We start from the raw sequence: 12,193 nt of genomic DNA, 5'->3' as shown, positions 1-12,193 counted from the left end.
CAACGGCCAGGTGTTTCGTTTCTAGTTCACCAAAATGGCCCGAGCCGCGCGCCCTTGACCAGACGGTCGCACACGACCGCAGCGCACGCCAGTCCGGATTGAACGGGGATCGTGGAGAAAACCCTTCGATGAGCGGTACAGACTTACCGGGCATGCTACCCGCCATGATTCCGCGGCTGTGGGCGTTTGCGCTGCGCCTGTCCGGGGACCAGCACGACGCCGAAGACCTCGTGCAACGCGCCTGCCTGCGCGGGCTCGAACGCGCTCATCAGCTTCGACCCGACACGGCTCCCCTGAGCTGGATGTACTCCATCATGCATTCCACATGGATCAACGAACTTCGAGCCCGCAGCGTGCGCAAGCGCGCGAGCTTCGAATGGGACGACGATTTCCTCGAAAATCTCCCCGATCCCGTCGATAACGGCCCCGAAACGCAACTCATGCACAGCCAGATCATCGAGGCAGTCGAGCGCCTGCCCGAAGCCCAGCGTGTGGTGATGCTGCTCGTCGCGGTCGAAGGCATGACGTACCAGCAGGCCGCCGACGTGCTCAAGGTACCCATCGGCACCGTGATGAGCCGGCTCTCGCGAGCGCGGCAATCGGTCGGCGCCATGTTCAGCGGTGCAGCGCCCAAGGCGCCGCCCGCCCCGCAGCAGAAGGACTCACTCGCATGATTGCCGACGACGCACAGTTACTCGCCTATGTGGACGGCCGCCTGTCGCCGGACGAGCGCGCCGCGATCGAAGCGCAGTTGCGCGAGTCCGCCGAGGCGCGCAAGAAGGTTACGCTGCTGCGCACCTCGCAGGTCGATTTCGCCGGCGCCTTCGCTCAGCAAACGCTGCCGCCCGTGCCCGAATCGCTGCGCATTGCCATCGAGGATAGGGTGCGCGCACAAACCGCACAAACCGGGCAACCCGCGCAACCGTCTTCGAGCGCAAACGACGCGGCGATACCAGCCGCGGAACAACACCCCCCCGCGCCCGTGAGATCGCGCCTGCGCCGCGTGCCGGTCTGGCTCGCGGCGGCCTGCGTGGCGGGCGCGTTCCTGGCCGGCCAGTTCGTGCGCTTCGATGCGCTGTTCGGGCCTGCGGGCCAGGGCTCCGGCGCCTCGCAACTCGCGAGCGCATCGGACCTGTCGCCGTGGGTGAAGGCGGCGGTCGGCTACCAGAAGCTCTATACGCGGGAGACCGTCGCCTACCGGCAGGACGATCCGGCGCTCGCCGCCAGGGTCGTCGACGACATCCGCCGCGACGACCGTCTCGCGCTGCGCGTGCCCGACCTGAGCAGCGCAGGGCTCACCTTCAAGTCGGTGCAGCGCCTGCGCTTTCACGACAAGCCGCTCGTGCAGATCGTTTATCTGCCGCGCAGCGGGCCGCCCATCGCGTTGTGCGTGATGAAGGACGCGCGCCCGGACGAAGCGGTCGCCTCGCGCACCGTCGATTCGATGGGCGTGACCACATGGCGGCAGAACGAGCTGACTTACGCGCTCATAGGCCAGCCGGGCGATGTCGATCTCGCCGCGCTCGGCAAGCGCATCTCCAACCTCGATACGGCCGCGCTATTCAGCGAGGCGCAGGAAGCCGTACCGCCGCATAACGGATAAGCGCCAAGGCAGGCGCGGAATAATTTCGCCGCCGGGCTGTTGTGTTGAGGAACCCTCGATCAATGGCTCGGCATGATTCATCGTTTGCACCTCTGGGCAGCGGGCATCGTCATCGCGGCGGCGCTTGCATCGCCCGCGCACGCCGCCTGGCGGCTCGCGAGCAGCGATGCACCCATCGGCGTCGTGCGCGGCGCGAGCGTGACTTCGGCAGCGGCGGGCGACACCTTGCGCGACGGCGACCTACTCGAATCGCGTGATGGCGTTGCGCATCTGCAGGACGAGCACGGCACGCTCGTCGCGCTCGGTCCGCGAACTCGCGCGATGCTCATGGCCGACGGACATGTCGCCTTGCTCAGCGGCTGGCTGAAGATCGCGGCTGCCGCGTGCGCAAGCGCGCCTTGTGCCCAGGTGCGCGTGGACACGGAAGCCGGATCGCTCGATATTGGAGCGAGCGCGGCGGCGATCATCGCAGCGCCCGATAACACGGAAACGGTCAGCGTATTCAGCGAAACCGGCACGCAGACCTTAGCGGCTAAGCCGCCCACGTCGCTACCAAACGGCCGTTTCGCGAGCATCGACAGCACGGGCCGTGTGCAAATATCGGCGCGCCCCACCGATACTTTCGTCACGAGCATGCCAGTCGCGTTTCGCGACGCCTTGCAGCCGCTCGCCGTCGCCAGGCCCGCACGCCTCCTTGCGCCGCCCTCGCACGCCGCCACTTACGACGACATCGCGCCGTGGCTGGACAGCAAGCTGCCCGCGCGCAAGAGCTTTCCCGCACGCTTTCGCTCGCGTCTGACCGATCGTGCATTTCGCCACGATGTTCAAGCGCATCTGAATACCCTGCCCGACTGGCGCGCCTTGCTCTATCCGCCAGCGCGCCCGGGCGTTCACAACGTGCGCTATCCCTAAGGCTCGATCCTTCACTGCCATGAAGCCCGGACTCTCGCTCAGCGTCAAATTCAACCTGGTATTCCTGATCATCTTCGCGATCGCGCTGGTGGTGATCGGCGTGGTCTCCGACCGTCTGCTGCAAAAGCAGGCGCTCGAAGAAACCGCGCACGACGCCAATATCCTCGCGAGCGCCGCATCGTCGATGCAGAGCTACACCGCGGCGCACGTCACGCCGTTGCTCGCCACGCAAATCAAGTACAGCTTCGTGCCCGAATCGATCCCCGCGTTTTCGGCTATCGAGATGCTCAAACTGCTGGGAAAGGACTTCCCGAACTTCTCGTACAACGCCACGATGCTCAACCCGACCAATCCGCGCGACCGCCCGACCGACTGGGAGACCGACGTCATCCGGCATCTGCACGATCATCCGGAACTCAAGGAACTGACCGGCCAGCGCGACGCGCCAGGCGGCCGTTCGTTCTTCCTCGCGCGGCCCAGCAGCATTACCGACACTGCCTGCATGCAGTGCCATAGCACGCCGAACGCCGCGCCCGCGACGATGATCGAGAAGTACGGCACCTCGAACGGCTTCGGCTGGACCATGAACGAGGTGATCGGCGCGGAGTTCGTGTCTGTGCCGATGGCGCAGCCCATTGCGCGCGGGCGCGCCGTCTGGCGCACGTTCATGCTTTCGCTCACCGCCGTGTTTGCGGTCGTGCTGATCGTCATGAACGTGATGATGCACGTGCTGATCACGCGTCCCATTCGTGCGCTGTCTCGCGCCGCCGACGAAATGAGCCTCGGCAAGCTCGACGCGACCACGCTGCCAACGGGCGGATCGGACGAAATCGCCTCGCTTGCGGTGTCCTTCGGACGCATGCAGACCAGCCTCATCGAAGCGTTCCGCATTCTCGACGAAGAGCAGACGTAAGCGATGTCCCACTCCGCCGACATCCCCGCGACCTTCGACCGCTATGTGATCGAGCGCGTACTCGGGCGCGGCGCAATGGGCGTGGTGTATCTGGCGTTCGACCCGCGCATCGAGCGCAAGGTGGCGCTCAAGACTATTCAGCGGCCTGCGAACGGCGAAGCGGATCACGAACTCACCGCGCGCTTTCTGAACGAAGCGCGCGCCGCGGGACGTCTCGCCCATCCGCACATCGTTGCGGTGTACGACTATGGCGAAACGGGCGACACCGCCTTCATCACGATGGAATATGTGCGCGGCGAAACCCTCGCTGCGCATCTCGCGCAGCACGCGCGCGCGGGCACGCAGATGAATCCGCTGGCCGCCCTGCGCTGGTTCGCGCAGTTGCTCGACGCACTCGACTACGCGCACGGCGCAGGCATCGTTCACCGCGACGTCAAGCCCGCCAATCTGCTGATCTCGCCACGCGGCGAATGCAAGGTCGCGGACTTCGGCATCGCGCAGCTCGACACGTCCAAGCTCACGCAAACCGGCACGCTGCTCGGCACGCCGAGCTATATGTCGCCGGAGCAGTTCACCGGCGACGCTGTCGACGCACGCTCCGATCTCTTTAGCGCGGCAGTCGTGCTCTACGAAATGCTCACCGGCGTGTGCCCGTTCACGGGAACGGCGGGCGCTGTGATGCGCAAGATTCTCGACGAGATGCCGCCTCCCCCTTCGGCGCTCGTGCCCGGCCTGCCTGCGTATATAGACGCCCTGGTGATGAAGGGCATGGAAAAGCGCCCCCGGATGCGCCACGCCAGCGCGCGCGATTGGCGCGATACGCTGCTCGCGGCACTCGCTGCCGATGTCCATGAGGATGCCGAACGAACCGTGCTTGTGCAGGCGGCCATCGACGCGCCACTCCCCACGCCGCCAACGCAGACCCAGCTCGACCCCGAACTCGTCGCGCATCTGGAGAAGCGCCTGGCGAGCCATGTCGGGCCCGTGGCGTCGTTGCTGGTACGGCGAGCGTGCGTAGGGGCGACGAACATCGATACGCTGCGCGAACGCCTGAGCGCCCACTTGCCCAACGACGATGCGCGACGCGACTTCGATTCGCTATTGATTCCGGTAGGCGGGGGCGCACCGCGCACGATCGGCCCGCAGACAGTCAGCGCCGAAAGCGTGAACGAAGCCGCCTCGCGCCTCTCGACGCTGCTGGGCCCCATCGCCCGTATCGTGGCGCGCCGCGCCGCCGATCGCGCCACCGATCTGCGCACTTTCCACACGCAACTGCTCGACGCGGTGCCGGAGCCGCACCGCGAAACGCTGCGTCGCGAATGGGATGTGGACAGCGACTAGCGTGCGATGTCGTACGCTTCGAGCAGGTCCAGGAACAAGCTCGGATCGAGCGCACCCTCGTGCCGATGCATCGCACTGTCTTCCTGAGTCCACCACAGGCTGGCGCCCTCGCACGATGCCAGTGCGACTGGCTGCTCGTGCAGCGTAGCAAGTTTCGACTCGAACGCCGTTAGCGAAAACGAAGGCGCCAGCGTCGAGAGGGCAAGCGCACATGCCTCGACGTGCCAGCGCGAATCGACGGCACGCGCTGCGCCTTCGATTTGCCGCGCGATCACGAATGGAAAATAGCGCCCCACGGCGTCGATGCCTGGCATGAGCACGCCGGTGCACGCGCAGTCGTCGATCACGGAGGGCGGAGCCGAAAAGCGCCACACGGGCATCTCCAGATAGCGCTCGAGCCAGCCTCCGGCATGGCGTTCGCGCGCGGCCAGCAGACCGCGTTGCAACCACGCGTCCCAACGGCCGACGAAAGCCGCGGAAAGGCCGCGTCCGACGAAATCGCCATGCGTGCGGACCTTGCCGTAAAAACCGGCGTCGATTCGAGATGCTGCGTTCATAGCGAGGCCGGGCAACGAAAGCCAGTGAGCACGCCCGCGCGCAACGGATTCTCCACGCTGCCGGCAACGAGCGCGAGCTTGACCTTGCCGTCGTCGAACGTCGCATTGAAATGATCGGCCTGTCCAGCCTGCTCGATACGCGCGGTGTCGAGCAGATGGAACAGCGCCCAGGGTCCGTCCGCGCGAGGCGGCGTCGTCGTCGCGGGATCGAGTTCGACATGCGCCTGCCCCGTGCCCTTCCCGCTCGGCCACTGGAAGGCGGCGGTGGCGTTGGGCGCATCGCTCGTCGCGCTCAGTTGGGTGCCGTCGACATCGAGCACGAAGCGCTTCAGCGAAGGATCGAGCGAAACCACCTTCGCCGAGAAATGCACGGACACGTCGTGGCCGCCGTCGCGAAACAAAGCATCCCGCAACGTCGCCGCACGCTGGAACGCCACCGGCACGTCGTCGGACATGCCGAGGGCTTTCGCTTCGGGCCGCCACTTCCACACCGCGCCGGACGTATCCACCCGATTCTGCAGATTCTTCTGGAAGAACGCGTCGATCAAGCCGCCGGGCGCCAGCACGCGCGCGAAGTCGTCGGGCGCGGCGTCGCGCGTCGAAGTCCTCACGAGCGGGTAACGGCCGTCGAGCGCCTGCTTGCACGCGGGCGCGACGGTCGTGGCCCAAAGCGTTTGCAATTGCGCGCGCTGGCCCTGGATCTGCACGGTATCGGCGTCGCCCGCTACGCCTTGCAGCACCGCCGCGAGCGGCGCGGGCGCGTTCTGCGAGAGCAGCTTCAGGCGGTCGAGCGGGCCCGTGGCGGGCGGCGGCAGCGACTGCCTGCGCGCCGTGTCTTCCGCCTGCAGGGTCGCTGCGGCGTCCTTGAGCGCGTTGATGTATTCGTCCAGCGCCGCGCCGGCTAGATCGTGCAGCGCCTGAAAATGCGTATCGACGGGTGTCGGCGCGGCAGGCTGCTCCGCTTCCGCGCCGATGCGCTTTTCGAGCGCGTCGAGCTTGCCGGGCGCGGCGGCAGGCGGCGTGAAGGTCGTTTCACGCGCGACGGCCTGAATCAGCGCGCGCAACGGCGAAGTCGCCGAGCCGAGCAGGTTCGCGATGCGCGCGCCCTGATCCGGCGCGCTGAACGGCACGACGGCGATATCGGCGAGCAGCGCGTCCCACTGGCGCATCGCCTCCTCGCTGTAGAGCCGCGTGAGCGCCGCGCGCAATGCGTCGGTGCTTTGCGCATCCGTATGCGTCTGGCCCGCGCCGAGCACCCAGTCGTCCTTCGGCAGATTGGCGAGCGCCTCTTCGCGCAAGCGCACGAACGCGTCGAAGCCCGCACGCGTATAGGCGCCCTCTATGCCTTGCGTGAGCGGCGCGCCGCTCCGTCTCACGAACACGATCTGCCCGCTCGGCCCCGCCGCTTTCGCCACGGTGAAATCCGGCAGGCGCAGCTGCGCGAGTTGCTGATCGATACGGCCGTTCAGGCGCTGCGCGAGCGGCACGCGATTGAGCACGGCGCGCGCCTGCGCGATGAGGTTCTGATCGAGCGGCAAGTTCGAATCGAACTCGCCACGCCGGAACAGCGCCTGCAAATGCTGCTCGATGTCCGCGCGCTGCGCGTCGCTCGCATCTTTCATCGAACCCGTTCGCCAGGTACGCAGCGCCCAGACCTGCAGCGCGTCCGGGTCGAAATGCGTCGGGTCGCCCAGCATCAGGTACGCACGCAGGGCTTCATAGAGCGTGGCCGGGTCTTCCGTGTTGCCGCGGCGAAGCTCGTCCTCCATGCGTTGCACGACGATCGGCAGCAAGGTCTGCCGCAGCAGGCGCTGATACAGGCGCTGCGCTTCCAGGCCGAGCTTCTGGCGCTGATCGAGACCCAGGCCCGCCCACCACGGCGTGTCACGCGAAGCACGCTCCGCTTCGCCGCCGGGCAAATCGCGCGCGGCGTCGAGCAGCGGCAGGACCGCAAGCGGACTGTCGCCCGCACTGGTTTTCTTCGCAAGCTCGGCGAGCGCCGCGATCTGCTGACGGCTTTCATCGACGAAGCGGCGATTTGCGCGATCGCTCGCGATCAGGACGATCAGTCCAGCCGCCAGCAACACGGCGATGCCTGCGATTGCGGCCTGCTGAAAGCGCGTGCGCCTCCGCACCGCGCGCGGGTCGCTCCCCGCGATGCCCTGTTCGGCGAAGATCACGTCGCGCAGCAGCCGCTTGACGAAATACGCGCGGCCGCTCGAGGCGTCCGCCATCACGACCTCGCGGCTCAAGCCGAGCGATGCGGCCATCGCGCTCATCATGCGGTCGAGTGGACGTCCGCTCTGCGTGCCGCTCGTGAAGTACACGCCGCGCAGCGACGGCGCGCGTGCGAAACGAGACTCGCCGAATGCCTCTTCGAGAAACCGCCGCAACGCGCGCTCGATGCCCGCGAACTGCTGCGGGAAGGCATAGATCAGCGCGCGCCGCCGCGGGTCGGTTTCCTGCTGCATGCGTTGCAGCACGCGGCCTTGCAGTTGCGCGTGCAGCAAGCCGAACTCTTCGGAGAACCGCGCGAGCGGCGCACTGCCTTCGCCCGCCTCGTTCTCCGATGCGAGCGGAAACGTCATACCCCACACCTGCTCGCGCTCGTCGCGCCCGAAGTCGTCGAAATACTCGGAGAAGCCTGCAAGCATGTCGGTTTTCGTCACGACGACATACACCGGCAGATGCACACCGAGTTGCTGGTTCAGTTCGGAAAGGCGCTCGCGGATTGCGGCGGCATAGGTGGCGCGCACGGCGTCGGACTGTTGCAGCAGATCGGCGGCCGAAACCACGGCCATCACGCCGTCGAGCGGACGGCGCGGCCGGTACTTGCGCAGCAGCCCGAGAAAGCCGAGCCATGCGCCGCGATCGGCCTGCTCGTGGCTGTCCTGCGTGGTGAAGCGGCCGGCAGTGTCGAGCAGCACGGCGTGGTCCGTGAACCACCAGTCGCAGTTGCGTGTGCCGCCCACGCCGCCCACCGCCTGCGCGCCGAGCCGGTCCGCGAGCGGGAAGCGCAGCCCCGAATGCGCGAGTGCGGTCGTCTTGCCCGCGCCCGGCGCGCCGACGAAGAGATACCACGGCAAGTCGTAGAGCGTTTCGCGGCGTGGAGCGAGCCACGCGAAGATGCGCCGCATGCCGCGCGCGCCGCCGGCAGGTGTGCGCGAGTCGCGCAGTGTCTTCAGCGCCGCTTCGAAGCGCGTGCGCAGCGCCGCGACGTCGGCGTCGGCGGCCTTGCGCGCCGGGTCCGGTGCCTGTTTCGCGGGGTCGAGCGCATCGGCAACGAGGCTCTGCACGAACGTCGAACTGGCGATGCGTGTTTTTGCAAACCGGACGCCCCAATATAGCGCCCAGCACGCGAGGATGAGCGCAATCACGCTCCAGCGCCTGGCGCTGCTCTCGAACGGCGCCGTGCCGTTGAACGCCACGAGCGGCCCTTCGAACCGGACCAGCGCACAAAGCGCGAGTACGCCCGCAAACGTGACGACAGCGGGCCTTTTGAACCCCTGGATCCACTTCATGGCGCGGCTCCCGGGGCAAGAATGGCGATCGTCACGCGGCGGTTGCGCGCGCGGCCCGTCGCGGTATCGTTCGATGCGACCGGCTCGGTATCGCCGCGGCCTTCGGCGCTCACGCGCGCAGGGTCCGCGAGATGCGCGGCGAGAATCACGCGCACCGTCTCCGCGCGCGCCTGCGAGAGTGCGACGTTCGAGGGAAAGCGCGCCGACACGATGCGCTGATCGTCCGTGTGCCCGATCACGACGACATTGCCCGGCTTGTCCGCCAGCGCCTCGCCGATGCGCTGCACGAGCGGCACAAAATGCGGGTCGAGTTCGGCACTCCCGGATGCGAAGATTTGCGTGCCTTCGGCGCTGTTGTTGATGGTCACGGTTGTGCGGTCCCCCGATTCGCCCACCGTGACCAACCCTTGCGCGATCTCCGGCGCGAGAAAGCCATCGAGCGCCGACGCGAATTTCGGCGCGGCCTGCATCTTTGCCGCGAGTACCGGCGCAGGCGCCACGCGAATGCCGCGCATCGCCTCGAACACCGGGTCGGAGAACGCGTTGATGCGCAGCCCGAGCACGAGGCTCGTCGCCATCAACACGAGGGCCGCCAGCGCCAGCGCGACCCACAGCGGCACGAAACCCAGCGTGCGTTCGCGCGCGTGCTCCGCGGGTTGCCAGTGCGGCGACAGCGCGCGCTCGACCGGGCCGCGTTGCGCGCGGATCATCTGTTCAAGGCGTTCGCGAATCTCGTCGAGCTGCCGCTTGCCGCCTTCCATGAGCCGGTAGCGCCCGTCGAAGCCAAGCGCGAGCATCACATAGATCAGTTCGAGCAGGTCGATGTCGGCAGCGGGGGTTTGCGCGAGCCGCTGCAACATGACGAAAAGCCGCTCGCCGCCGGAGGCCTCGTTGTGAAACGTCACGAGCAGGCTCCTGCGGCCCCAGACCCCTGCACCCCACGGCGTCGCCGCAATGGCCTCGTCGATGAAGGTGCACAGGCAATAGCGCGCCGGGCCGAGCTGCGTGTCGGGCACGCCGAACGCTCGGCCGTCGGCCTCGAAGCGGCGCACCATCTGGATCAGTTGCGCGCGCAGCGCGTCGAGATCCGGATGGCTCGGCAGGCGGCGCAGCGGGAGCGCGAGTTCCAGCAGCGGATTGGCCGCCCGCAGCAGCGGGTTGCGCCCGGCGGCCGAGGCATCGAGCGGCGTGAGTGCCGGCTCGGCGGCTTGCGGCTTGGGCTGCGGCGTGGCCTGCGCTTCGGCGCCGCCTGTGCGTTCGCGCTTGCGCCCCGGCATCGGCATGCGGATCGTGCGCGCCGCGTCGAGATAGTCCGCGTCGTCGAGCGGTGCGTTTGTGCTATCGGTCATGGAAAGAGGTCCTCCACGCATGACTTCAATGACGGATGGCCCAGAGTTCCATCGTGAGCCCGGGAAACTCGCCCGCCACGTGCAGCGCCATGCCCGCCGAAGCGGCAAGCGTTGCCCACGCTTCGTCCTGGTCGTCGAGTTCGAAATAGCTGTAGCCCGCGTGGAACGGCAACTGGCGCGGCGCGACCGCCAGCGCGCGCAACGCGATGCCAGGCAGCTGCAGGTTCACGAGATCGCGGATCTTTTCCATGCTGCCGATCTTCACCTGGCTTGTGAACGCGGAAATCAGCGTGCCGGCCGGCACCTGCGCCCGCACCGCGAGCACGAAGGTCGCGCCGGCAAAGAGCGTGCGGTCCGCGACCCGCGCCACCCGCAATCCATACTTGCGTTCTTCGAGCGCAATCGCCACGACCTGTGGATCGGCGACGCGCGACAGCGCCAGCCGCAGCGCATCGATCACGGGTTCGAAGGTCTCCTTCAGCCGGTCGTGCCGGTATGCTGCGAACGTCGGTGGCCGCCGCCCAGTCTGGCTGAACGTAGCAAGCTCGCCCGCCAGCGCGATGCACGACTCATAGAACGCTTCGGGATGCAAACCATCCATGGCATTGAAGTGAGTGACGAGCGGCTGCGCGCGATTGATGATCTGCAGCAGCAGGAAATCGGCGATTTCGGCCATACCCGCGCCGTCGGGCTGGGCAAGACGTCCGGCGAGCGCTTCGCCGCGCTGCTGAAGCAGGCCGCCCAGCTCGGTCGAGAAGCGCGCGAGGCGCCCCGCCACGCGATAGTCGAGGCACGGCGCGCAATAGTCGTCGTCGAGCACGACGCGGCCGTCGCTGCGGCGCTCGATCAAGTGCGCCACGCCCGCGCATGCATGCGCGTTGGCAACCTCGGGCGCGAGCGCGAGGCGCAGGCGCAGCTTGCCGATCTGCAGCAACGTGCTGGGCGCGTCGGCGTCGTTGCTGTCGTGCACTTCGAAGTCCCCCGCGCCGTAACGCGCGAGATCGTCGGCGTGCCCGTCGCCGCCCGATTCGGGCGCGCCGGCGCGTCGAACCGGCAGCGCGAGCATGACGGTCACGTTCGCGGCGTTTTCGGGGATATCGAGCGGCTCGGGCAGATCGTCGTCTGCGGGCAGGTTGAACGGCGTGCCGTCGGGCAGCACGCCTGCCGCCGCGCGCAACGCCAGTTTGCCGAGCTTGAGCAGCGCCTCGTCGATCTCCAGCGTCGTAAAGCCCCAGCCATAGGCGCGCAGGCCGTTCACGCGCCCCGCGAGCAGCGCCTCGACGTGCCGGTCGTGCTGCTGGAGATGCTGCGGCTGAAGGAACATGCCCTCCGACCAGATGACTTTGTTGTTCCAGTACATGCTGTGACTCAATCCTTGGGAAATTGCAACGCGTCGAGCTGCGCCTGATAGGCCTGGCCGAACGGTTCGCCGAAGCGCTGCTGGAAATCGTCGCCCGCGTCGCGCGACACGTGCTCCCACGTCTTCACGAAGCGCAGCCACAGGCGCGCCCGGCGATTGCCGACGAGCGCCTCGAGGCCGGAGGGCGCGTCGAGCGAGCCCTCGATCGCGTCTGGGTCGAGGCGCGCCATGGCGTCGTCGAACGCGGCGCGCATGCCGGCGACGAGTGCGAGTTCGTGCGCCTGGATATCGCGGTACGCGGCGCGCAAGGCTTCGTCCGGCGCGAGGTAGCCGCGACCGCGCGCGCCGAGCATTTGCGTCAAGGCGCGGTCTGCGTCGGGAAAGAATTTGAGCGGGTTGTTGTCGCGCGCCTCGATCATCGTCATCGCCATGCGGGCCTCGCGGCGCGCCATCGCGCGCGAGCGCAGCACGCTCATCGTGCCCTGCGTGGCTTCGCGCAACAGCGCACCGGCGAGGCGCGCGACTTCCGGCGCGCTCAGGTGGGCAACATCGGCGGGCGCGATGCCGAGGCCCTCCAGCAATGCGTCCAGCACTGCCGAGTCGTCCGCACGCGGGGCTGCGGGGCGGGTCTCCGGCG

Annotated in this window: 10 protein-coding genes; 5 read left to right on the top strand and 5 right to left on the bottom strand. The window is 67.7% G+C overall.

What is annotated here, in order from left to right; genetic code table 11:
* Positions 1-128 precede the first annotated feature (128 nt).
* The 5 genes from AB4Y36_RS38440 to AB4Y36_RS38420 all read left to right on the top strand — a co-directional run bounded on the left by AB4Y36_RS38440 (position 129) and on the right by AB4Y36_RS38420 (position 4,769).
* Positions 129-674, top strand: coding sequence for an RNA polymerase sigma factor (locus AB4Y36_RS38440; RefSeq protein WP_069268879.1), 546 nt, complete (start codon positions 129-131; stop codon positions 672-674).
* Positions 671-1,603, top strand: a complete 933-nt coding sequence (locus AB4Y36_RS38435; protein WP_368685744.1) for an anti-sigma factor — start codon at positions 671-673, stop codon at positions 1,601-1,603. The genes AB4Y36_RS38440 and AB4Y36_RS38435 overlap by 4 nt, the downstream gene beginning before the upstream one ends.
* 72 nt (positions 1,604-1,675) lie before the next feature.
* Positions 1,676-2,515 carry a hypothetical protein gene (locus tag AB4Y36_RS38430; protein WP_368685743.1) on the top strand — a complete coding sequence of 280 codons (840 nt, stop codon included), beginning with the start codon at positions 1,676-1,678 and terminating at the stop codon, positions 2,513-2,515.
* Between the two features lie 19 nt (positions 2,516-2,534).
* Positions 2,535-3,428, top strand: coding sequence for a DUF3365 domain-containing protein (locus tag AB4Y36_RS38425; RefSeq protein ID WP_368685742.1), 894 nt, complete (start codon positions 2,535-2,537; stop codon positions 3,426-3,428).
* A gap of 3 nt (positions 3,429-3,431) precedes the next feature.
* Complete coding sequence (locus AB4Y36_RS38420; protein WP_368685741.1) at positions 3,432-4,769, top strand: serine/threonine-protein kinase; 1,338 nt, start codon at positions 3,432-3,434, stop codon at positions 4,767-4,769.
* On the opposite strand, the gene tagF is transcribed toward AB4Y36_RS38420, so the two are convergent.
* The 5 genes from tagF to tagH all read right to left on the bottom strand — a co-directional run.
* Complete coding sequence (tagF, locus tag AB4Y36_RS38415; RefSeq protein WP_368606379.1) at positions 4,766-5,326, bottom strand: type VI secretion system-associated protein TagF; 561 nt, start codon at positions 5,324-5,326, stop codon at positions 4,766-4,768. The genes AB4Y36_RS38420 and tagF overlap by 4 nt on opposite strands.
* Entirely contained in the window at positions 5,323-8,847 is a 3,525-nt protein-coding gene (tssM, locus tag AB4Y36_RS38410) for a type VI secretion system membrane subunit TssM (protein ID WP_368685740.1), read from the bottom strand. The genes tagF and tssM overlap by 4 nt, the downstream gene beginning before the upstream one ends.
* The gene (gene tssL, locus AB4Y36_RS38405; RefSeq protein WP_368685739.1) at positions 8,844-10,196 is read right to left on the bottom strand and encodes a type VI secretion system protein TssL, long form; all 1,353 of its coding nucleotides are present in this window, start codon (positions 10,194-10,196) and stop codon (positions 8,844-8,846) included. Before tssL ends, tssM begins: the two co-directional genes overlap by 4 nt.
* A 25-nt stretch (positions 10,197-10,221) precedes the next feature.
* The gene (tssK, locus tag AB4Y36_RS38400) at positions 10,222-11,556 is read right to left on the bottom strand and encodes a type VI secretion system baseplate subunit TssK (RefSeq protein WP_368685738.1); all 1,335 of its coding nucleotides are present in this window, start codon (positions 11,554-11,556) and stop codon (positions 10,222-10,224) included.
* Between the two features lie 8 nt (positions 11,557-11,564).
* Positions 11,565-12,193 (bottom strand): type VI secretion system-associated FHA domain protein TagH (gene tagH, locus AB4Y36_RS38395; protein WP_368685737.1); only part of this gene is annotated, 629 nt, incomplete at its 5' end.

It is taken from the genome of Paraburkholderia sp. BR10936, assembly GCF_040965735.1.
Classification (GTDB): Bacteria; Pseudomonadota; Gammaproteobacteria; order Burkholderiales; family Burkholderiaceae; genus Paraburkholderia; species Paraburkholderia nodosa_A.
This window is presented reverse-complemented; position numbering and strand designations above follow the sequence as displayed.

Excerpts from the sequence above, each read along its gene's own strand:
- tssL (WP_368685739.1), bottom strand. The coding sequence starts at position 10,196 with ATGACCGATAGCACAAACGCACCGCTCGACGACGCGGACTATCTCGAC.
- tssM (WP_368685740.1), bottom strand. The coding sequence starts at position 8,847 with ATGAAGTGGATCCAGGGGTTCAAAAGGCCCGCTGTCGTCACGTTTGCG.
- AB4Y36_RS38420 (WP_368685741.1), top strand. The coding sequence starts at position 3,432 with ATGTCCCACTCCGCCGACATCCCCGCGACCTTCGACCGCTATGTGATC.
- tagF (WP_368606379.1), bottom strand. The coding sequence starts at position 5,326 with ATGAACGCAGCATCTCGAATCGACGCCGGTTTTTACGGCAAGGTCCGC.
- tssK (WP_368685738.1), bottom strand. The coding sequence starts at position 11,556 with ATGTACTGGAACAACAAAGTCATCTGGTCGGAGGGCATGTTCCTTCAG.
- AB4Y36_RS38430 (WP_368685743.1), top strand. The coding sequence starts at position 1,676 with ATGATTCATCGTTTGCACCTCTGGGCAGCGGGCATCGTCATCGCGGCG.
- AB4Y36_RS38440 (WP_069268879.1), top strand. The coding sequence starts at position 129 with ATGAGCGGTACAGACTTACCGGGCATGCTACCCGCCATGATTCCGCGG.
- AB4Y36_RS38425 (WP_368685742.1), top strand. The coding sequence starts at position 2,535 with ATGAAGCCCGGACTCTCGCTCAGCGTCAAATTCAACCTGGTATTCCTG.
- AB4Y36_RS38435 (WP_368685744.1), top strand. The coding sequence starts at position 671 with ATGATTGCCGACGACGCACAGTTACTCGCCTATGTGGACGGCCGCCTG.